Source organism: Pseudomonas sp. MIL19 (assembly GCF_028680365.1).
Taxonomy (GTDB): Bacteria; Pseudomonadota; Gammaproteobacteria; order Pseudomonadales; family Pseudomonadaceae; genus Aquipseudomonas; species Aquipseudomonas spirodelae.
In genome coordinates, this window is the sequence record NZ_JAPPVG010000017.1 from 12358 (window position 1) to 34426 (window position 22069).

A 22069-nucleotide genomic window follows, 5' to 3' on the forward strand; every position below is an offset into this window, starting at 1 on the left:
TTGGCAGCAGGGCTGATTTAACAGCGTACCAATTTACAGCCTGTCAAAAATCGACCCTTTATGAGGGTAATAGATCTTTTCGTACAGACGGGTTGCATGTTCATCTGTCATCCCAGAGATGTAGTCACAAACAACTCGCATCTTTTGGCTGGCACTATCCACGCTGACATATCGTTTCCGCGTTGTGGATGGCAAAAGCCTCTCTGGATCAGAATTCAGCGCATCAAACAGTTCGATCACAAGTTTCTGACCTTTGAACTCCAACTGCTGAACATTGGGGCTCTCGATTACCTTGGTCATCACAAGGTTGAATATATGCTTCAGCAATTTTTGATGATTTTCATCCATACATGCATTCCATTTGATCAGCGGTGTAGTTGCTGATGGCATGCCGGACTCTTTAACGATTGTATTTAGGATGAATTGGTGAACCAGCCCACCGATAGCTTTTTTGCGTTCGAAGCTTTCATCCGAGAACAGCTGATCAGCTAATTGGTTAACATCCCGGCCACAATTTATGAACAATACCTCCTGCCCTTGGTTATGTTCATCCCAGGACTTTCGGGTAATCATTCCTAAAGAGAGAGCATCTTCAAGATCATGCAGGCTGTACGAAATATCATCCGCCAGCTCCATAATCGACGTATCAAGCCCCTTGTAGATTGGCTTCATGTGACCTGACTTATCCTCCCGCCACGTCGTGAACTCGGCTTTTTCTGCCTCTGCTAGAGGTGCCAAAACCCAGTCCACTACATCACGCTCATCATCCATATAGCACTTGGGCGGGTGCTGCTCTTTAGCTTTACACAGCCAGCGCTGAGTAGGGACTTGTCCGTACGCAGTCTCGCCTACCAGTTCACTATACGGTGCGGGATACTTCAGTACGCCTAAAAGAAGGCGACGAGTTGGGTTTAGACCATGATCAGCAGTGTACTTATCCAGTCTCGACAGGATGCGTAATGTCTGGCCATTGCCCTCAAAACCACCGCAATCACGCATACACAAGTTCAAGGCAACTTCGCCACCATGCCCAAAAGGAGGGTGCCCAATATCGTGTGCCAGGCAAATAGAACTCATAAGCGCTGAACGCGGCAAAGCTTCGATGATTTCCTCGCTATCCTTATGGCGCTCTTTAAGCCATCGCACAATTCCGACCCCAATCTGTGCCACTTCCATCGAATGGGTAAGCCGCGTACGGTAGAAATCGCTTTCCCCTAAACCCAAAACTTGTGTTTTGGATTGCAAACGACGGAATGCCGATGAGTGAATCAGGCGGGCGTAATCACGCTCCCACTCCGAGCGAACTTCACCGGTACGGCGCGGATCTTCAAGTCGACGTTTTTCCCAAATAATTTCAGTCATCAAAAACTTTTCCCTGTCCGTTAATTTGAACTCTGCGACCGTCGACTGCAAATATTGCCGATCTGAGGAGTCAGTTGACCTTGATTGTACCAAGCGCCCTTACCAAGCCCGCCATAGGCAAAACGCCCCACATATATTAAAAACCCCCGACGCTCTCGCGAGCTGACGGGGGTTTTATCAGAAGGGCAGTGGACAGTTAACTCTGGCCGAACCGCTTAACTCTGGCCGAAGTGGCAAATAACTTTGCCCACCTACAGCAGGTTGGCAGGTTGGCAGGTTGGCAGGTTGGCAGGTTGGCAGGTTGGCAGGTTGGCAGGTTGGCAGGTTGGCAGGTTGGCACAGCATGCGGTTCGTTTTGATGAAGCCGCAAGCGTGTCGCACTCGACTGCCCATAATCATTTTTGAAGGCTGATGGGCGACGCTGTTTTGATCGGCTTAAATTGCCGCGCGCCATTCACTCCAAAGATCTCCCAGATTTTTGCACCCTCAAAACGAGATTTTCCGGGCTTTCTCTGTAGCTTCACTACATAAGTCGCTTACTGGACACTACTGAGCTGCATCTAAAGCACTGATCCAGAAAGAAAAACCCCGGCGCTAGGCCGGGGTAGTGGCAGATTTCATCATGACAATAACTCGCACAATCATGACAATTAACCTGCCCGTCGACAAAAAAGCTAGAAGTCTAGGTTGGAAACCGCCAGTGCGTTGGTTTCGATAAAGTCTCTACGCGGTTCTACAGCGTCACCCATCAATGTGTTAAAGATCTGATCGGCAGCAATCGCGTCTTCAATACGCACCTTGAGCATACGGCGTACTTCGGGGTCCATGGTGGTTTCCCAGAGTTGATCCGGGTTCATTTCGCCGAGACCTTTATAGCGCTGGATACTGTGACGCTTGGTGCTTTCAGCCATCAACCAGGCCAGCGCCTCTTTGAAGGTGGTGACTGCCTTCTTACGCTCGCCACGCTGCACGTAGGCACCATCTTCCAGCAAGCTGTTGAGCTGATCACCCAAGGTGGTAACGGTTTTGTAGTCGTTACTGGCAAAGAAGTCGCGGTTGAAGATGATGTAGCTGGAGACGCCGTGCGATACCAACTCAACCTGCGGTAGCCATACGTGACGTTCCTGGTCTTCGTGCAGGCTGGTTTTGTACACCAGGCCCGACTTCTCCATGCCTTTCAGGCGCGCGTCGAGCAGGCCAAGCCAGTGCTGCATGGCCTCTTTATCTGCCAATTGCTCGGCTTCAACACGCGGGATGTAAACGAAGTGCTCGGTGAGCTCCAACGGGTACAAACGCGACAAGCGATTGAGGGTCTTCATCACCAGACGGTAATCGTTGACTAGAGTTTCCAGCGCGCTACCGGACAGGCCTGGGGCGCTTTCGTTGACGTGCAGGCTGGCGTCTTCCAAAGCCGATTGAGTCATGTATTCCTCCATGGCCTCATCGTCTTTGATGTACTGCTCCTGCTTGCCCTTCTTAACCTTATACAGCGGCGGCTGGGCAATGTAGATGTAACCACGCTCAACCAGCTCCGGCAGCTGACGGAAGAAGAAGGTCAGCAGCAGGGTACGGATGTGCGAACCGTCGACGTCGGCGTCGGTCATGATGATGATGTTGTGATAGCGCAGCTTGTCGATGTTGTATTCATCGCGACCGATACCGCAACCCAGGGCAGTGATCAGGGTGCCGACTTCCTGGGAGGAAATCATTTTGTCGAAACGGGCTTTCTCGACGTTGAGGATCTTGCCTTTGAGCGGCAGGATCGCCTGGGTCTTGCGGTTACGGCCCTGCTTAGCAGAACCGCCCGCGGAGTCCCCTTCCACGATATAGAGTTCGGAAAGGGCAGGGTCTTTCTCCTGGCAGTCAGCCAGTTTGCCTGGCAGGCCGGCAATATCCAGCGCGCCTTTACGGCGAGTCATTTCACGGGCTTTACGCGCAGCTTCACGGGCACGCGCGGCGTCGATCATCTTGCCGACCACGAGCTTGGCTTCGTTGGGGTTTTCTAACAGGAAGTCAGAGAAGTACTTGCCCATCTCCTGCTCGACCGCCGTTTTGACTTCGCTGGAAACCAGCTTGTCTTTGGTCTGCGAGCTGAATTTTGGGTCTGGAACCTTAACCGAAATAATCGCAGTCAGGCCTTCACGGGCATCGTCACCGGTGGTGGCGATCTTGTGCTTCTTGGCCAGGCCTTCCTGCTCAATGTAGGCATTCAGGTTACGCGTCAATGCCGAGCGGAAGCCCGCCAGGTGGGTACCGCCGTCACGCTGCGGGATGTTGTTGGTGAAGCACAGCAGGTTCTCGTTGAAGCTGTCGTTCCACTGCAGCGCCACTTCGACACCAATGCCATCTTCACGTTGAATGCTGAAGTGGAACACTTGGTTTACTGCCGTTTTGTTTTGGTTGAGGTATTCAACGAAGGCACGCAGACCGCCTTCATACTTGAACAACTCTTCCTTACCGCTGCGCTCATCCTTAAGGAAGATACCCACGCCGGAGTTGAGGAACGACAATTCGCGCAGACGCTTGGCCAAGATATCCCAGCTGAAATGGATATTGGCAAAGGTATCTTCAGAGGGTTTGAAGTGAATTTGCGTACCGGTGGTATCGCTATCGCCCACTGGAGCAATGGGTGCCTGCGGAACGCCGTGTACATAGGTTTGCTCCCAGATCTTGCCAGCGCGGCGAATGGTCATCACCAACTCTCTGGACAATGCATTCACGACGGAAACACCTACGCCGTGAAGGCCACCGGAAACCTTATAGCTGTTGTCGTCGAACTTACCGCCGGCGTGTAGCACGGTCATGATCACTTCAGCCGCGGAAACGCCTTCATCCTTGTGGATATCCACCGGAATACCGCGACCGTTGTCGCGCACACTGATCGACTCATCTGGGTGGATGGTGATGGTGATTTCGCTGCAATGCCCAGCCAACGCCTCGTCAATCGAGTTGTCGACCACCTCGAACACCATGTGATGCAGACCGCTGCCATCGTCGGTATCGCCGATGTACATGCCAGGCCGCTTGCGTACGGCATCCAGGCCCTTAAGGACCTTAATGTTATTGGAGTCGTACGTTTGGTTTTCGCTCATGCCTTCACTCCCGGTGGTCGTGGGTCTGGGTAATGCCACCATGTTCCACGTGGAACATGGCAACTGGCGTATCCGTGCGCCAGCCTTCCCTCAACAATTCATGGTCTACACAGGTGATAAACACCTGGCAGTGCAAGTCTTCTAACAATCGGCACAACGCACGGCGGTGCTGTTCATCCAGTTCTGACGGCAAGTCATCCACTAGATAGATACATTGGCCGTGCTTGGCCTGATTGACTAAATGGCCCTGCGCAATGCGCAGGGCACATACAACTAATTTCTGCTGGCCGCGTGAGAGTATCTCAGCGGCATTGTGCGCCCCCAACCGTAGCCGTAAATCGGCACGCTGAGGGCCAGCTTGGGTATGCCCCAATTGCTGATCGCGGGGAAGGGTAGAGGCCAACACAGTGTTGAGCTCACGCTCTTTATCCCATCCGCGGTAGTAACTGAGGGTCAAACCTTCAAGCTCGACTAATTCATTCAGGGTGCGTTCAAAGACAGGTTTCAGGGCCTGAATATAGGCACGCCGGTAACCGTCAATTTCGTCGCTGGCTAGGCACAATTCACGGTCCCAGGCCGCCTGTGAAGCGGCGTCAAGTGTACCATGCCGCAGCCATGAGTTTCTCTGACGCAGGGCCTTCTGCAGCCGCTGCCAGGCGGGTAAAAAACGAGGTTCCACGTGGAACACACCCCAATCAAGAAACTGCCTTCTGATCTTCGGCGCACCTTCAAGCAAACGAAAGCTATCGGGATTAATCAGCTGAAGCGGTAGGGTTTCTGCAAGTTGTGCTGCGCTACGTGCATTTTGCCCGTCGATACGAATCTGAAACTCACCCTGACGATCCCGAGAAACACCCAGGTTGCTTTGCCGACCATCAGACATCTGTACCTGACCGAAGATGGTGCAGGCAGGCTGCTCGTATTGAATAACCGGAAGCAGGCGAGTGCTGCGAAAGGAGCGGGCCAACCCCAGCAAATGAATGGCTTCGAGCAAACTGGTTTTTCCGCTGCCATTGTCGCCGGAAAGGATATTGATGCGCGGGGAGGGGGAGAGGGTCACCGGGTGCAGATTACGCACCGCGGTGACAGTGAAGCGAGTAAGAGACATTCAGCAGTTACAGACGCATCGGCATAACGACATAAGACGAATCATCGTTGTCGGCTTCCTGAACCAAGGCACTGCTGTTGGCATCAGAAAGAATCAAACGTACTTGGTCGGTGGTCATCACGCTCAATACGTCGAGCAAGTAGCTGACGTTAAAACCGATCTCCAACGCACTGCCGTTGTAGTCGACGGCGATCTCTTCTTCGGCTTCTTCCTGCTCAGGGTTATTGGCCTGAATTTTTAACAAGCCAGACTCCAGCTGCAAACGAATACCGCGGTACTTCTCGTTGGACAGAATCGCAGTACGGCTAAAGGCTTCACGCAGCCCCTGGCGATCAGCGACAACCAGTTTGTCGCCACCGCGTGGCAACACACGCTCGTAATCAGGGAACTTGCCGTCGACCAGTTTCGAGGTAAAGGTGAATTCACCCGTAGTGGCGCGGATGTGGTGCTGACCGAGGACAATGCTCACGCTGCCATCCTGCTCAGTGAGCAGGCGAGCCATCTCGAGAATACCTTTACGCGGCACGATGACCTGGTGCCGTTCCGCCTGCTCGATGGCAGCGTCCATCGAACACATTGCCAGACGGTGACCATCAGTGGCCACTGCACGGAGGATCCCGGTCTGCACTTCCAGCAGCATACCGTTGAGGTAATAACGCACGTCCTGCTGGGCCATAGCAAAGCTGGTGCGCTCGATCAAACGACGCAATTTGCTTTGTACCAGGCTGAAGGTCAGCGAACCAGGGCCTTCCTCAACAGTCGGGAAGTCATTAGCGGGCAGGGTCGACAGGCTAAAGCGGCTGCGCCCCGCCTTGATCAGCAGCTTTTGCTCATCAATACGAATGTCGATCAGAGCATCGCTCGGCAGGCTCTTACAAATATCCATCAGCTTGCGTGCCGGAACGGTGATTTCACCGGACTCAGCAGGCTCTTCCAGCGTGACGCGCCCGACCAGTTCAACCTCAAGGTCTGTACCGGTCAATGACAGCTGCTGGCCTTCAACCACCAGCAGAACATTCGAGAGAACCGGCAAGGTCTGACGGCGTTCCACGACGCCGGCGACCAGTTGCAGAGGTTTCAACAAGGCTTCGCGTTGAATGGTGAAATGCATGGTCTAGTCCCTTGCCTAGTGGAGTTGCGTAGTTAGGTAGTCAGCGTACGCAGCAAATTCTTATAGTCCTCGCGGATGTCCGCGTCGGATTCCTTAAGTTCAGCAATCTTACGACAAGCATGCAATACCGTCGTGTGATCGCGACCGCCAAAGGCGTCACCAATTTCCGGCAGGCTGTGGTTGGTCAGCTCTTTCGACAAGGCCATGGCCACCTGCCGTGGACGCGCAACCGAACGCGAGCGACGCTTGGACAGCAGATCGGAAATCTTGATTTTGTAGTACTCGGCGACCGTGCGCTGAATATTATCGATGCTTACCAGCTTGTCTTGTAGAGCAAGCAGGTCTTTGAGCGACTCACGGATCAGCTCGATGGTAATGTCGCGGCCCATGAAGTGCGAGTGAGCAATCACCCGTTTCAAAGCACCTTCCAGTTCGCGCACGTTGGAGCGAATGCGCTGTGCAATAAAGAAGGCGGCATCGTGGGGCAGATCAACTTTAGCCTGGTCAGCCTTCTTCATTAGAATGGCGACGCGAGTTTCCAGCTCAGGCGGCTCGACGGCTACTGTCAGGCCCCAACCGAAGCGCGACTTGAGACGTTCTTCCAACCCTTCGATTTCTTTCGGGTAACGGTCGCTGGTGAGAATCACCTGCTGACCACCTTCAAGCAACGCGTTGAAGGTGTGGAAGAACTCTTCCTGGGAACGCTCTTTCTTGGCGAAAAATTGAATGTCATCGATCAGCAGGGCATCCACCGAACGGTAGAAACGCTTGAACTCGTTGATCGCATTCAACTGCAACGCCTTGACCATGTCCGCCACGAAACGCTCGGAATGCAGGTACACCACCTTGGCATTCGGGTTCTTCGCCAGCAGGTGGTTACCTACCGCATGCATCAAGTGGGTTTTACCCAAGCCTACGCCACCATAAAGGAACAGCGGGTTGTAACCGTGCTTGGGATTATCCGCTACCTGCCAGGCCGCAGCGCGGGCCAGTTGGTTGGACTTACCCTCGACAAAGTTATCAAAGGTAAAGGTGCGATTCAGGTAACTGGTGTGTTTCAGCCCGCCTTCAACCTGCACCGAACGCTCGGTGCGCGCAGGAGCCTGCTGACTGGCAGCGCCAGCCATAGGATCAAAACTGGCGCGCGAAGGTTCTGTCGCTACAGGCGCCGCTGTGGCGGTCGACTTAGGGGCTTCAGCAGGTTGAGGGGCAGGTGTGCTGGGCGCTACCGGCGGCGAACTGACAACAGCCGCTCGCGGCGCTGAACTGCGTTTGCTGCCTATTAATAAGGAAAGCGCAGGCGCCAAACCGTTGGTCCGTTCAGCGAGTAACTCCAGCAAGCGGCTGAGGTACTTTTCATTGACCCAGTCGAGCACAAAACGATTGGGCGCATAAACGCGAAGTTCGTCGCCAGCGGCTTCGACCTGCAGCGGACGGATCCAGGTGTTGAATTGCTGAGCAGGCAGCTCATCGCGCAGAAGCTCGACGCACTGCTGCCAAAGTTCCACAGACACGGACATCCCCTAAATCGAAAGGCGCGAGGCACAAAAACAGGCGCCATTGTAGCTGTCAGGGCTTGAGTTATCCACATGTAAGCTTGCCGATCCACAAGGAAAATCAGTCTGTTAACTACGCATAAGGCTCGATTAAGGAGGGGAATAAGGTCTGTGGATAACCTTATACAAGCCCATGGGATAAGCCAGGGGTAAACCCGGTGGAAAACCACCCTGTGGGTAAAATGGCATTCCGTCCCCAGCTTGTGCGCTGCTTCCGCACAGTTGCAACACGTCTTTTCGACAGACTTACCCTTGGCTGAACAGCCCGAATCGTTTGCGCTTCAGGTACTTATGCACAGATAAGTGGCTCACTAAGAGTTACTAACACTACAAAAGATCTTTAAATATTCTCTTCTCTATATTTCTTTATGCAGGAAAGCATGGTTTGAAATTGACCTGACCGTCGGGTTTCTCTAGAATCCCCGGTCTCTTAAAACGGGGGCCATTCCGGCCCGTAGTCGACCACCCAGGTACCGCATCTCATGAAACGTACTTTCCAACCCAGCACTATCAAACGCGCTCGCACTCATGGTTTCCGCGCTCGTATGGCTACCAAGAGCGGCCGTGCTGTTCTGCAGCGTCGCCGTGCCAAAGGCCGTAAGCGTCTCGCCGTCTAATTTTCGGTATTGTGGTGAGTCGAGACTTCAGTCGGGAAAAGCGTCTGCTAACTCCCCGACAATTCAAGGCAGTCTTCGACTCCCCTAACGGCAAAGCTCCGGGCAAAAATGTCCTGCTGCTAGCGCGCAACAATGAGCTTGGTCATCCCCGCTTGGGGCTAGTGATCGGCAAGAAGAGCGTCAAGCTCTCGGTTGAACGCAATCGCCTGAAACGCCAGATCCGCGAATCGTTCCGTCTGAACCAAGATAATTTGGTCGGTTGGGACATCGTGGTGGTGGCGCGAAAAGGCCTTGGTGATCTGGACAATGTTGAGCTGGCACGCCAGTTTGGCAAACTTTGGAAACGCCTCGAACGCAGCAAGCCTAGCCCGGAAGCCGATGCAACACACGGGGGGAACGACAGTCCCCATGCGTAAGCTGGTTTTGCTTCCTATCCAGTTTTACCGCTACGCCATCAGCCCCTTGATGGCCAGCCACTGTCGTTTTTACCCCAGTTGTTCTTGCTACGCGCTTGAAGCCATTGAACACCATGGTGTCATGCGCGGTGGCTGGCTGACTCTGCGTCGGCTGGGCCGATGCCATCCGTGGAATCCCGGTGGCTACGACCCGGTTCCCCCCGCGAAAACCTCCCGTTCCTCTTCGATGGCCGAATAATCATGGATATTCAACGCTCGATCCTGATCGTCGCCCTGGCAATCGTGTCCTATATGATGGTTCTTCAGTGGAACCAGGATTACGGTCAAACTGCCCTGCCGACTGAAATTGCCGCGACTAGCAGCACGGTACCTGGCTTGCCAGATACAACCACTGCGAACTCAAACTCAGCTGGCGACGACGATATTCCGAGCGCAACGACTGCCGTTGAGCCAAGCGCAATCAGTGCTGTCTCCACCGCAGCCAACGATGAGCTTATTCGGGTGAAGACCGATGTGCTGGATCTGGCCATCGACCCGCGCGGTGGTGATGTGGTGCAACTGCGTCTGCCGCAGTACCCGCGTCGTCAAGACCGTCCAGACGTACCGTTCCAGCTGTTCGATAACGGCGGCGAGCGCACTTACCTGGCACAAAGCGGGTTGATCGGCAGCAATGCGCCGGACAAATCCAGCGGTCGGGCCCTGTGGAGCAGCGCGCAAAAAAGTTATGAGTTGGCCGATGGTCAGGATCAACTGCAGGTTGATCTCACGCTCAGCGAAAACGGCGTTAATTACATCAAGCGTTTCACCTTCAAGCGCGGCCTGAACGCTGAATGTTCGGCCAAAGAGCAGCTGCTGAAGAAACCCGGTTGCGTGGACCCGTCCTCCTACCAGATAGACGTCAGCTACCTGATCGATAACCAGAGCGCTCAAGCTTGGAGCGGCAACATGTTTGCCCAGCTCAAGCGCGATGGCAGTGGTGATCCATCTTCGACAACGGCAACTGGCACAGCAACCTACCTCGGTGGTGCCCTGTGGACGAGCGAAGAGCCGTACAAAAAAGTTTCGATGAAAGACATCGACAAACAAGCCTTCAAAGAAACCGTTCAAGGAGGCTGGGTTGCCTGGCTACAGCATTACTTCGTCACTGCCTGGATTCCAAGCAAAGACAGCACTAACCAAGTACAGACCCGTAAAGACAGCCAAGGCAACTACATTGTCGGCTTTACCGGCCCGGCCATTCAGGTTGCTCCCGGCGCTCAGGGTGAAACCAGTGCAATTCTGTATGCCGGCCCGAAGCTACAAGGCCATCTAAAGACTCTGTCACCCGGTCTTGAGCTGACTGTCGACTACGGCATTCTGTGGTTCCTGGCTCAGCCGATCTTCTGGTTGTTGGAACATATCCACAGTCTTCTGGGTAACTGGGGTTGGTCGATCATCGTTCTGACCATGATCATCAAGCTGATCTTCTTCCCACTGTCTGCCGCCAGCTACAAATCCATGGCGCGTATGCGGGCTGTCGCACCTAAGCTGGCTGCGCTGAAAGAGCAGTTTGGCGACGATCGGCAAAAAATGTCCCAGGGCATGATGGAGCTGTACAAAAAGGAGAAGATCAATCCGCTGGGTGGTTGCTTGCCTATTTTGGTACAGATGCCGGTATTCCTGGCGCTCTACTGGACCTTGTTGGAAAGCGTTGAAATGCGCCAAGCCCCTTGGTTGCTGTGGATAACTGACCTGTCGATCAAAGACCCGTTCTTTATCCTGCCGATTATCATGGGTGCCACCATGTTTATTCAGCAGCAGCTCAACCCGACTCCGCCGGACCCGATGCAAGCCAAGGTTATGAAAATGATGCCAATCATCTTCACCTTCTTCTTCCTCTGGTTCCCGGCAGGTCTGGTGCTGTACTGGGTGGTCAACAACGTCTTGTCCATTGCGCAGCAGTGGTACATTACGCGCAAGATCGAAGCCGCAGCCAAGGCCGCAGATGCCTAAGCCGTAAGCGCTTCTAAGCTGTAACAAACGCCCCTTTTCAGGGGCGTTTTGCTATGTCGACTCAGGAGAACCGCATGCCAACCTTGACTGAAACCATTGCTGCCGTCGCTACTGCCCAAGGGCGTGGCGGGGTTGGCATCGTGCGTGTATCCGGTCCTATGGCCGGCCAGCTTGCAGCAGCCATTTGCCAGCGCGACTTAAAGCCACGCTACGCGCACTACGGCCCTTTCTTTGCCGATGCTGAGCAGGTGCTGGATGAAGGATTAGCCTTGTACTTCCCGGGGCCGAACTCCTTTACCGGTGAGGATGTGCTGGAGCTGCAAGGGCATGGCGGCCCCGTGGTACTCGACTTGTTGTTACGCCGCTGTGTACAACTCGGCGCACGCTTGGCGCGACCAGGGGAATTCAGTGAACGGGCCTTCCTCAATGACAAACTCGACCTGGCTCAGGCCGAAGCCATTGCCGACCTGATCGAGGCCAGCTCTGAACAAGCCGCACGCAATGCCTTGCGTTCACTGCAGGGCGAGTTCTCCCGGCGGGTGCACGGCCTGACTGAACGCCTGATCAACCTGCGGATTTATGTCGAAGCGGCTATCGATTTTCCTGAAGAAGAAATCGACTTTCTCGCCGATGGGCATGTACTCAGCCTGCTCGAAGGCGTACGCAACGACCTCACTGGCGTGCTGCGTGAAGCCGGGCAAGGTGCGCTGCTGCGCGATGGCATGACGGTGGTCATCGCCGGTCGGCCCAACGCCGGTAAATCCAGCCTGCTCAATGCCCTGGCTGGGCGCGAAGCGGCCATCGTTACTGAGATCGCCGGCACCACTCGCGATGTCCTGCGCGAACATATCCACATCGATGGCATGCCACTGCACGTAGTGGACACCGCAGGCCTGCGCGATACCGAGGATCAGGTCGAGCGGATTGGTGTAGAGCGTGCGCTCAAGGCGATAGGGGAAGCCGATCGCATCCTGCTGGTGGTCGATGCCACAGCTCCGGAAGCGAACGATCCCTTTGCTCTGTGGCCCGAATTCCTTGATCAGCGCCCTGATCCAGCGAAGGTCACCCTGATTCGCAATAAAGCCGACCTGTCGGGCGAGTCGGTGGTACTGGAAGTCAGCAATGACGGCCACGTGACCATCAGCCTGTCGGCCAAATCGACTCAAGGCCTGGACCTGCTGCGTGAACACCTGAAGGCCTGCATGGGTTATGCACAGACCTCAGAGAGTAGCTTCAGCGCCCGTAGGCGTCACCTAGAGGCACTGCGCAAAGCCGCCACTCACCTTGAGCATGGCCATGCTCAGTTGACCCTTGCAGGCGCCGGAGAACTGCTCGCGGAAGACCTGCGTATGGCGCAGCAGGCCTTGGGTGAAATCACCGGGGCCTTTAGCTCCGATGACCTGCTGGGGCGGATATTTTCCAGCTTCTGTATTGGCAAGTAGTCACCGTGTCGGTTAGCGACGGATACCCTCTCTTCTCGCCTTAAAACAGCTCCTATTTCAGCAATATCGTCCCATCAACGGCACGATATTGTTGAAGGGTCACGCCTCAACGCGCTGTTTTTCGTCTTCCATATCTCCTCTCTGTAACTGACCCTTCCTAAGCCTCTTGCCCACAAATTTATTATGCATACCGTTCGCGGTAGGCGTTTGTGTGGGTGAAAGGTACATCCCCAACGATTTATTTCTGCGGCTAAGCCCTGTGGAAAACTCGGCCTAAGCCCTGCTCATAACCCTGTGATAAAACGGAGGATAAACGGCCCTGTGGATAACCATCACTTTCATCCACAGCTTGCGTACGGCAATTGAACAGGCTGAATGCAGGATTGGCACAACCTTTCAAAACTCTGTACATATTGATTTTATTGCTCTGTAGCAATCTATCCACAGAAAAGGTGTTACTCATTAATAAACATAAAAACAAAGCTCTATAAAAATTCATTCTTTTAATCTTTATTAACCGCTTGGTTAAAAAGGCCCTCAGGTCGGCTGGCTATTTTTTGTGCAAAAGGCTTCTTTCACACTGGCGAACTGCCTATACTTGCCGCCTTTCCCGCTTTTCAATCCAAAAAGCCCCCCATTTCTCAACAGGCACGAGGTGCGTGGTGGATTTCCCTTCCCGTTTTCAGGTGATCGTCATCGGCGGCGGTCATGCCGGTACCGAAGCTGCACTGGCAGCTGCACGCATGGGGGTAAAGACCCTGCTGCTGACTCACAACGTGGAAACACTTGGGCAGATGAGTTGCAACCCAGCCATTGGCGGGATCGGCAAAAGTCATCTGGTCAAGGAAATCGACGCCCTTGGCGGTGCTATGGCTGAAGCCACAGACCGTGGTGGTATCCAGTTCCGTGTGCTGAACAGCCGCAAAGGCCCAGCTGTTCGCGCCACTCGTGCTCAGGCTGATCGCGTGCTGTACAAAGCAGCCATTCGTGAAACCTTGGAAAACCAAGCCAACCTGTGGATATTTCAACAGGCAGCCGATGACCTGATCGTCGAAAACGACGAAGTCAAAGGCGTGGTTACGCAAATGGGCCTGCGTTTCTTCGCGGATTCCGTGGTGTTGACCACGGGCACCTTCCTTGGGGGACTTATCCACATTGGTCTGCAGAATTACTCCGGTGGTCGTGCCGGTGATCCACCCTCGATTGCCCTGGCTCAGCGTTTACGCGAGTTGCCGCTGCGCGTCGGCCGCTTGAAAACCGGAACACCGCCCCGCATCGATGGCCGTTCGGTGGATTTTTCGCTGATGACCGAGCAGCCGGGCGATACACCAACGCCACTGATGTCTTTCCTTGGTCGCGCTGAGCAACAACCGCGTCAGGTCAGTTGCTGGATTACCCACACCAACGCGCGTACCCACGAAATCATTGCGTCCAACCTCGATCGTTCGCCGATGTATTCCGGTGTCATCGAAGGCGTCGGCCCGCGTTACTGCCCGTCGATCGAAGACAAGATCCACCGTTTTGCCGACAAGGACAGCCACCAGGTATTTATTGAGCCCGAAGGCCTGAATACCCATGAGCTGTATCCGAATGGTATTTCCACCTCGCTGCCGTTCGATGTGCAATTGCAGATCGTGCGCAGCATCCGCGGGATGGAAAACGCGCATATCGTCCGCCCCGGCTACGCCATTGAGTACGACTACTTCGACCCGCGCGATTTGAAGTACAGCCTGGAAACAAAAGTGATTGCCGGGCTGTTTTTCGCCGGGCAGATCAACGGAACTACCGGTTACGAAGAAGCCGGTGCGCAAGGTTTGCTCGCCGGTGCTAACGCCGCACTGCGCGCCCAAGGCAAAGACAGCTGGTGTCCGCGTCGCGATGAGGCGTACATCGGTGTGCTGGTCGATGATCTGATTACCCTGGGTACTCAGGAGCCGTACCGCATGTTCACCTCGCGCGCCGAATACCGGTTGATCCTCCGCGAAGACAATGCCGATCTGCGCCTGACCGAAAAAGGTCGCGAGCTGGGCTTGGTCGATGATGTACGCTGGGCGGCGTTCGCCGCCAAACGCGAAGCCATTGAGCTGGAAGAACAGCGCTTGAAAAGCACCTGGGTGCGCCCGGGCACGACGCAGGGCGATGCAATTGCCGCGCATTTCGGCACCCCGCTGACCCACGAATACAACCTGCTCAACCTGCTCGCGCGCCCGGAAATTGATTACGCCGGGTTAGTAACCATCACTGGCGGCGGTGCGCAGGACCCGCAGGTGGCCGAACAGGTCGAGATCAAGACCAAATACGCCGGTTATATCGAGCGTCAGCAGGACGAAATTGCCCGTTTGCGCGCCAGTGAAAACATCGCGTTACCGCTAGATATCGACTACGCGGGGATTTCCGGGCTGTCCAAGGAAATCCAGCACAAGCTTGGCAACAGCCGTCCAGAAACCCTCGGCCAGGCCTCGCGGATTCCCGGCGTTACCCCGGCAGCGATTTCTTTGCTGCTGATTCACCTAAAAAAACGCACTGCCGGTCAGCAGTTGGAGCACAGCGTTTGATGTCGTTGGTCACTACCCGTCACGCCGAAGAGTTGCGCGAAGGCGCCCGCGAACTGGGTGTCGAACTCAGCGCCGAACAGCATGAGCAGTTGCTCGCCTATCTGGCATTGCTGATCAAGTGGAACAAGGCCTACAACCTCACTGCCGTGCGCGATCCAGACGAAATGGTCTCGCGCCATCTGCTCGACAGCTTGTCTGTGGTCGAATATGTGCGAGTGGCTGGGGATAACTGGCTGGATGTTGGCAGTGGCGGTGGTATGCCGGGTATTCCTCTGGCCATTCTGTTTCCCGAACGGCAGTTCACCCTACTCGATTCAAACGGCAAGAAGACTCGCTTCCTGACTCAGGTGAAGCTCGAGTTGAGACTGGCCAACCTGCAAGTTATCCACAGCCGCGTTGAGGAATTCACCCCAGCTGTTCCATTCAGTGGGATTTGCTCGCGGGCGTTCAGTTCACTGGAAGATTTCAGCAACTGGACCCGCCATCTCGGCGATGGCAATACCCAATGGCTGGCGATGAAAGGCGTGCACCCGGATGATGAACTGCAGGCCCTGCCTGCGGATTTCCGCCTCACCGCCACCCATGTACTCAAGGTTCCCGGTTGCCAAGGTCAGCGCCATCTGCTGATACTGCGCCGCTCGGTTTAGGGGGAACGGCAGCATGGCTAAGGTATTCGCAATCGCTAACCAGAAGGGCGGCGTGGGTAAAACCACCACCTGCGTCAACCTGGCGGCTTCCCTGGTCGCGACCAAGCGTCGCGTATTGCTGATTGACCTTGATCCACAAGGCAACGCCACCATGGGCAGCGGTGTGGATAAGCATGCGCTTGAGCACTCGATCTACGATGTGCTGATCGGTGAATGCAACCTGGTTGATGCCATGCAGTTCTCCGAACATGGCGGTTATCAACTGCTGCCGGCCAACCGCGACCTGACCGCTGCCGAAGTGTCGCTGTTGGAAATGAATATGAAAGAAAGCCGGCTGCGGAATGCGCTGGCACCGATCCGTGAGAATTACGATTACATTCTCATCGATTGCCCGCCGGCACTCTCGATGCTCACCATCAACGCCCTAGTGGCTTCCGATGGCGTGATCATCCCCATGCAGTGTGAGTATTACGCGCTTGAAGGCTTGAGTGACTTGATCAACAGCATCCAGCGCATCGCTGAGTTGCTCAACCCAAGCCTGAAAATTGAAGGCCTGCTGCGCACCATGTATGACCCGCGCATCAGCTTGACCAACGATGTCTCGGCGCAGCTCAAGCAGCACTTCCCTGACACGCTTTACCAAACCGTAATCCCGCGCAATGTGCGACTGGCCGAGGCGCCAAGCTTTGGTATGCCGGCGCTGGTGTATGACAAAAGTTCCCGCGGGGCCATTGCCTACCTGGCGTTGGCCGGCGAATTGGTCCGCCGCCAGCGTGTTAAAGCGCGCGGCGTAACCGCATAAGGAAATACCCATGGCTGTGAAAAAACGAGGACTGGGACGCGGTCTGGATGCCCTACTGGGCGGTTCCAGCGTCAGCGCATTGAAGGACGAGGCGGCGCAGGTCGACAGCCGTGAACTGCAGTACGTGCCACTGGATTTAATCCAACGCGGCAAATACCAGCCACGTCGTGACATGGACCCCACCGCTCTGGAAGAACTGGCGCAGTCGATCAAAGCCCACGGCGTGATGCAGCCGATCGTGGTGCGGCCGATTGGCGACGGGCGTTTCGAAATCGTCGCCGGTGAACGCCGTTGGCGCGCGAGCCAGCAAGCCGGTCTGGACAAGATCCCGGCCATGGTCCGCGAACTGCCGGATGAAGCGGCCATCGCCATGGCGCTGATCGAGAACATCCAGCGTGAAGACCTCAACCCCATTGAAGAAGCGATGGCGTTGCAGCGTTTGCAGCAGGAGTTCCAACTGACCCAGCAGCAAGTCGCCGACGCTGTGGGTAAATCACGAGTAACCATCAGCAACCTGCTGCGCCTGATTGCCTTGCCAGAAGAGATTAAAACCCTTCTGGCCCATGGCGATTTGGAGATGGGCCATGCCCGCGCTTTGCTCGGTTTACCGGCCGAACAGCAGACCGAAGGTGCGCGACACGTTGTCGCACGCGGCCTCACTGTGCGGCAAACCGAAGCGCTGGTTCGCCAGTGGTTGAACAGCCAAGACAAGCCCGCTACCGAGGTCAAAGCCGACCCGGACATCATCCGCCTGGAACAGCGGCTGGCCGAGCGCCTGGGCTCGCCGGTGCAGATCAAGCATGGGCAGAAAGGCAAAGGTCAGTTGGTGATCAGCTACAGCTCGCTGGATGAACTGCAAGGCGTGCTCGCTCACATTCGTTGAAACAATTGCACGTGTAGCGACTAGTCGGAAATCACTACCCAGCTGTTGAATGGGGGGTGAACCGCCCCTATAATCTGCGCGCATTTCGTCGGCACAAACTATGCCAAGTTATTGATTTAAGGTGCCGGCGCCCGAGTTCAGCTTTCAGGAAAATCCGATGGACGTTCGCACGCCGAATCGCCTGCCCTTCCATCAGTTAGCTGTTTTTCCGGTACTGCTTGTGCAGCTCTTGGTTGTGCTGCTTCTGGCTCTTGTGTTGTGGCTGTGGCTAGGCACCGTAGCGGGTTACTCTGGGTTGTGTGGCGGCTTGATTGCTTGGCTACCGAATGTGTATTTCGCCCACAAGGCGTTCCAGTTCAGTGGAGCGCGGGCTGCTCAAGCCATCGTCCGGTCTTTTTATGCCGGTGAGGCGGGCAAACTGGTTTTAACGGCAGTGCTGTTTGCATTGACCTTTGCAGGTGTGAAGCCTTTAGAGCCGCTGGCGGTATTTGGCGTGTTCTTCCTGACCCAACTGGTCAACTGGTTCGCACCGCTGCTAATGAAAAAAAGACTTTCGAGACCTTAAGGCGTTTGAGGCAACCATGGCAGAACAAACAGCTTCGGGCTATATCCAGCACCACCTGCAGAACCTGACATACGGGCAACTGCCGAATGGTGATTGGGGCTTTGCCCACACCGCGCAAGAAGCAAAAGAAATGGGCTTTTGGGCATTCCACGTCGATACCCTCGGCTGGTCAGTTGCCCTTGGCTTACTTTTCGTCCTGCTGTTCCGCATGGCAGCGAAGAAGGCCACGTCCGGTCAACCTGGCGGCCTGCAGAACTTCGTTGAAGTACTGGTCGACTTCGTTGATACCAGCGTCAAAGACAGTTTCCATGGTCGCAGCGCTGTGATTGCACCGCTGGCACTGACGATCTTCGTCTGGGTCTTTCTGATGAACGCCATCGACCTGATTCCAGTCGACTGGATTCCGCAGTTGGCGATTCTGATCAGTGGCGATGCGCACATTCCATTCCGCGCCGTTTCCACCACTGACCCGAACGCGACCCTGGGCATGGCCCTGTCGGTGTTCGCGCTGATCATTTTCTACAGCATCAAGGTCAAGGGCATTGGCGGCTTCATCGGCGAGCTGACCCTGCACCCGTTCGGTAGCAAGAACCTGTTTGTGCAGGCACTGCTGATCCCGGTCAACTTCCTGCTGGAATTCGTCACCCTGATCGCCAAGCCTATTTCCCTGGCTCTGCGTCTGTTCGGCAACATGTATGCCGGTGAGTTGGTATTTATCCTGATCGCTGTGATGTTCGGCAGCGGTCTGCTCTGGCTGAGTGCCTTGGGCGTTGCCTTGCAGTGGGCGTGGGCGGTATTCCACATCCTGATCATTACCCTGCAAGCGTTCATCTTCATGATGCTGACCATCGTCTACCTGTCGATGGCGCACGAAGACAACCACTAAGAACGCCTAGGCGCTCATAGTGGACGCCCGCAAGGGCACAGAAGCACCGGTTTTGTTTTACCGCTTTACCCTTAGAAAACCTTAACCAATACGACATAAAAAGTCGGGAGGAAAGATGGAAACTGTAGTTGGTCTGACCGCTATCGCTGTAGCACTGCTGATTGGCCTGGGTGCCCTGGGTACCGCCATTGGTTTCGGCCTGCTGGGCGGCAAGTTCCTGGAAGGCGCTGCGCGTCAGCCGGAAATGGTTCCAATGCTGCAAGTGAAAATGTTCATCGTCGCTGGTCTGCTCGACGCCGTGACCATGATCGGTGTTGGTATCGCACTGTTCTTCACCTTCGCGAACCCCTTCGTTGGTCAACTCGCAGGCTAATGCTCTGGAATCCCAGAAATGGGATTTCAAGTAATTGGTTTGACGGACAACGAACGAGCGAGGTGTTGGCGTGAACATTAATGCAACCCTGATTGGCCAGTCCGTTGCCTTCTTCATCTTCGTGCTGTTCTGCATGAAGTACGTGTGGCCTCCGGTCATTACGGCTTTGCAAGAACGTCAGAAGAAGATCGCAGACGGCCTGGATGCTGCTAGCCGTGCGGCTCGTGACCTGGAGTTGGCCCAAGAGAAAGTGGGTCAGCAACTGCGCGAAGCCAAAGGCCAAGCAGCCGAGATCATTGAGCAAGCCAAGAAACGCGGTACCCAGATCGTCGACGAAGCCCGTGAACAGGCTCGCGTCGAAGCTGACCGTGTGAAGGCTCAGGCTCAGGCCGAGATCGAACAGGAAATCAACGGTGTCAAAGACGCGCTGCGTGCCCAACTGGGTAGCCTGGCCGTTAGCGGTGCCGAGAAGATTCTGGGCGCATCTATCGACCAAAACGCGCATGCGGAGCTGGTTTCCAAACTGGCAGCCGAAATTTAAGCGAGGGCGCGATCATGGCAGAACTGACCACGTTGGCCCGACCTTACGCCAAGGCTGCCTTTGAGTATGCTCAGGCCCACCAGCAACTGGCCTCTTGGTCAGCCATGCTCGGCCTGGCTGCAGCGGTGTCGCAAGACGACACCATGCAAAGCCTGCTCAAAGCACCGCGTTTGACGAGTACAGACAAGGCCACCACGTTCAATGACGTGTGTGGTGACAAGTTCGACGCCCAGGTACGCAATTTCATTCACATCGTCGCTGAAAACGATCGCTTGGCCCTGTTGCCAGAGATCGTTGAACTGTTCGAGCTTTACAAAGCCGAGCAGGAAAAGTCGATCGACGTGGACGTTACTAGTGCCTTCGCATTGAGCGATGAACAGCAAGACAAACTCGCCAAGGTTCTCAGTGCACGGCTCGGCCGAGAAGTGCGTCTGCACGCCGCGGAGGATGCCACCCTTATCGGTGGTGTCGTTATCCGCGCCGGCGACCTGGTTATCGATGGCTCAGTTCGCGGCAAAATCGCGAAGCTGGCCGAAGCATTGAAATCTTGAGTTTGAAGGGGCAGCAGAGCTATGCAGCAACTCAATCCTTCCGAAATAAGTGAAATCATCAAGGGGCGTATCGAGAATCTCGATGTCGCCTCTCAAGCCCGTAACGAAGGCACTGTCGTCAGCGTATCTGACGGTATCGTGCGTATTCACGGTCTCGCCGATGTGATGTACGGCGAAATGATCGAGTTCCCGGGCGGTGTCTACGGTATGGCACTGAACCTGGAGCAAGACTCCGTGGGTGCAGTGGTTCTGGGGGCTTATACCTCCCTGGCCGAAGGCATGAGCGCCAAGTGCACGGGCCGCATCCTGGAAGTTCCGGTTGGTCCGGAATTGCTGGGTCGCGTTGTCGACGCACTGGGCAACCCAATTGACGGCAAAGGCCCACTGAACAACGTCGCTACCGACGCTGTTGAGAAGGTTGCGCCGGGCGTGATCTGGCGTAAGTCGGTCGACCAGCCGGTGCAAACCGGTTACAAGTCGGTTGATGCCATGATCCCGGTTGGCCGTGGCCAGCGCGAGCTGATCATCGGTGACCGTCAGATTGGTAAAACCGCTCTGGCCATCGACGCCATCATCAACCAGAAGAACAGCGGCATTAAGTGCGTCTACGTTGCCATTGGTCAGAAGCAATCGACCATCGCTAACGTGGTTCGCAAGCTGGAAGAAAACGGCGCGTTGGCTAACACCATCGTTGTCGCGGCTTCCGCTTCCGAATCCGCTGCGCTGCAGTTCATTGCACCGTACGCCGGTTGCACCATGGGCGAATATTTCCGCGACCGCGGTGAAGACGCGCTGATCGTTTATGACGATCTGTCCAAGCAAGCAGTGGCTTACCGCCAGATTTCCCTGCTGCTGCGCCGTCCACCAGGCCGTGAAGCTTACCCAGGCGACGTGTTCTATCTCCACAGCCGTCTGCTGGAGCGCGCTTCCCGCGTGTCCGAAGAGTATGTTGAGAAGTTCACAAATGGCGCCGTGACTGGCAAGACCGGTTCCTTGACCGCTCTGCCGATCATCGAAACCCAGGCTGGCGACGTTTCCGCGTTCGTTCCGACCAACGTGATTTCGATCACCGACGGTCAGATCTTCCTGGAATCGGCCATGTTCAACTCGGGTATCCGTCCTGCGGTCAACGCCGGTATTTCGGTATCCCGCGTGGGTGGTGCTGCACAGACCAAGATCATCAAGAAGCTCTCCGGTGGTATCCGTACCGCTCTGGCTCAGTACCGTGAACTGGCGGCATTCGCCCAGTTTGCTTCTGACCTAGACGAAGCCACCCGTAAGCAGCTTGAGCATGGTCAGCGCGTTACCGAGCTGATGAAGCAGAAGCAATATGCGCCAATGTCGATTGCTGACATGTCCGTATCGCTGTATGCCGCTGAGCGTGGTTTCCTGGTCGACATCGAAGTTGCCAAAGTTGGCGCATTCGAACAGGCCCTGATTGCTTACTTCAACCGGGATCACGCCGCTTTGCTGGCGAAGATCAACGAGAAGGGTGACTTCAATGACGACATCGATGGCCAGCTGAAAGCCGGTATCGAGAAGTTCAAGGCCACCCAAACCTGGTAAGCCG

20 protein-coding genes are annotated in these 22069 nt (G+C 55.3%); 15 read left to right on the top strand and 5 right to left on the bottom strand.

The window, feature by feature from the left end:
• Positions 1-33 precede the first annotated feature (33 nt).
• The 5 genes from N1078_RS12555 to dnaA form a co-directional block, all read right to left on the bottom strand.
• Entirely contained in the window at positions 34-1362 is a 1329-nt protein-coding gene (locus tag N1078_RS12555; RefSeq protein WP_274088510.1) for an anti-phage deoxyguanosine triphosphatase, read from the bottom strand.
• A gap of 674 nt (positions 1363-2036) precedes the next feature.
• Positions 2037-4454 (bottom strand): DNA topoisomerase (ATP-hydrolyzing) subunit B, encoded by a 2418-nt coding sequence (gyrB, locus tag N1078_RS12560; RefSeq protein WP_274088511.1) that lies wholly within the window; start codon positions 4452-4454, stop codon positions 2037-2039.
• A gap of 4 nt (positions 4455-4458) precedes the next feature.
• Positions 4459-5562 carry a DNA replication/repair protein RecF gene (recF, locus tag N1078_RS12565; RefSeq protein ID WP_274088512.1) on the bottom strand — a complete coding sequence of 368 codons (1104 nt, stop codon included), beginning with the start codon at positions 5560-5562 and terminating at the stop codon, positions 4459-4461.
• A gap of 7 nt (positions 5563-5569) precedes the next feature.
• On the bottom strand, positions 5570-6673 hold the full coding sequence (gene dnaN, locus N1078_RS12570; protein ID WP_274088513.1) for a DNA polymerase III subunit beta: 1104 nt from the start codon (positions 6671-6673) through the stop codon (positions 5570-5572).
• 32 nt (positions 6674-6705) lie between these two features.
• The gene (gene dnaA, locus N1078_RS12575) at positions 6706-8187 is read right to left on the bottom strand and encodes a chromosomal replication initiator protein DnaA (RefSeq protein ID WP_274088514.1); all 1482 of its coding nucleotides are present in this window, start codon (positions 8185-8187) and stop codon (positions 6706-6708) included.
• A 524-nt stretch (positions 8188-8711) separates the two neighbouring features.
• On the opposite strand from dnaA, the gene rpmH reads away from it, so the two are divergent.
• The 15 genes from rpmH (at position 8712) to atpA (ending at position 22065) form a co-directional block, all read left to right on the top strand.
• Positions 8712-8846 carry a 50S ribosomal protein L34 gene (gene rpmH, locus N1078_RS12580; RefSeq protein WP_090240950.1) on the top strand — a complete coding sequence of 45 codons (135 nt, stop codon included), beginning with the start codon at positions 8712-8714 and terminating at the stop codon, positions 8844-8846.
• Positions 8847-8860: 14 nt separating this feature from the next.
• Complete coding sequence (gene rnpA / locus N1078_RS12585) at positions 8861-9262, top strand: ribonuclease P protein component (RefSeq protein ID WP_274088515.1); 402 nt, start codon at positions 8861-8863, stop codon at positions 9260-9262.
• Positions 9255-9500 (top strand): membrane protein insertion efficiency factor YidD, encoded by a 246-nt coding sequence (gene yidD, locus N1078_RS12590; protein WP_274088516.1) that lies wholly within the window; start codon positions 9255-9257, stop codon positions 9498-9500. The genes rnpA and yidD overlap by 8 nt, the downstream gene beginning before the upstream one ends.
• 2 nt (positions 9501-9502) lie before the next feature.
• A complete protein-coding gene (gene yidC / locus N1078_RS12595; protein WP_274088517.1) occupies positions 9503-11254 on the top strand; it encodes a membrane protein insertase YidC in 1752 nt (583 codons plus the stop codon).
• 74 nt (positions 11255-11328) lie between these two features.
• The gene (gene mnmE / locus N1078_RS12600) at positions 11329-12696 is read left to right on the top strand and encodes a tRNA uridine-5-carboxymethylaminomethyl(34) synthesis GTPase MnmE (protein WP_274088518.1); all 1368 of its coding nucleotides are present in this window, start codon (positions 11329-11331) and stop codon (positions 12694-12696) included.
• A gap of 662 nt (positions 12697-13358) precedes the next feature.
• Positions 13359-15251: a tRNA uridine-5-carboxymethylaminomethyl(34) synthesis enzyme MnmG gene (gene mnmG / locus N1078_RS12605; protein ID WP_274088519.1), complete on the top strand. Its 1893-nt coding sequence runs from the start codon at positions 13359-13361 to the stop codon at positions 15249-15251.
• Positions 15251-15898, top strand: coding sequence for a 16S rRNA (guanine(527)-N(7))-methyltransferase RsmG (gene rsmG / locus N1078_RS12610; RefSeq protein ID WP_274088520.1), 648 nt, complete (start codon positions 15251-15253; stop codon positions 15896-15898). Before mnmG ends, rsmG begins: the two co-directional genes overlap by 1 nt.
• 13 nt (positions 15899-15911) lie before the next feature.
• Positions 15912-16700, top strand: coding sequence for a ParA family protein (locus N1078_RS12615; protein ID WP_274088521.1), 789 nt, complete (start codon positions 15912-15914; stop codon positions 16698-16700).
• A gap of 10 nt (positions 16701-16710) precedes the next feature.
• Complete coding sequence (locus tag N1078_RS12620) at positions 16711-17583, top strand: ParB/RepB/Spo0J family partition protein (protein ID WP_274088522.1); 873 nt, start codon at positions 16711-16713, stop codon at positions 17581-17583.
• Positions 17584-17740: 157 nt separating this feature from the next.
• Positions 17741-18148 carry a F0F1 ATP synthase subunit I gene (locus tag N1078_RS12625; RefSeq protein ID WP_274088523.1) on the top strand — a complete coding sequence of 136 codons (408 nt, stop codon included), beginning with the start codon at positions 17741-17743 and terminating at the stop codon, positions 18146-18148.
• A gap of 16 nt (positions 18149-18164) precedes the next feature.
• Positions 18165-19034 carry a F0F1 ATP synthase subunit A gene (gene atpB, locus N1078_RS12630; protein WP_274088524.1) on the top strand — a complete coding sequence of 290 codons (870 nt, stop codon included), beginning with the start codon at positions 18165-18167 and terminating at the stop codon, positions 19032-19034.
• Between the two features lie 115 nt (positions 19035-19149).
• Positions 19150-19407, top strand: a complete 258-nt coding sequence (atpE, locus tag N1078_RS12635; RefSeq protein WP_002555987.1) for a F0F1 ATP synthase subunit C — start codon at positions 19150-19152, stop codon at positions 19405-19407.
• Positions 19408-19477: 70 nt separating this feature from the next.
• Positions 19478-19948 carry a F0F1 ATP synthase subunit B gene (locus tag N1078_RS12640; RefSeq protein ID WP_090240971.1) on the top strand — a complete coding sequence of 157 codons (471 nt, stop codon included), beginning with the start codon at positions 19478-19480 and terminating at the stop codon, positions 19946-19948.
• A 14-nt stretch (positions 19949-19962) separates the two neighbouring features.
• Positions 19963-20499 carry a F0F1 ATP synthase subunit delta gene (locus tag N1078_RS12645; protein WP_274088525.1) on the top strand — a complete coding sequence of 179 codons (537 nt, stop codon included), beginning with the start codon at positions 19963-19965 and terminating at the stop codon, positions 20497-20499.
• Positions 20500-20520: 21 nt separating this feature from the next.
• Complete coding sequence (atpA, locus tag N1078_RS12650; protein WP_274088526.1) at positions 20521-22065, top strand: F0F1 ATP synthase subunit alpha; 1545 nt, start codon at positions 20521-20523, stop codon at positions 22063-22065.
• Positions 22066-22069: the final 4 nt, after the last annotated feature.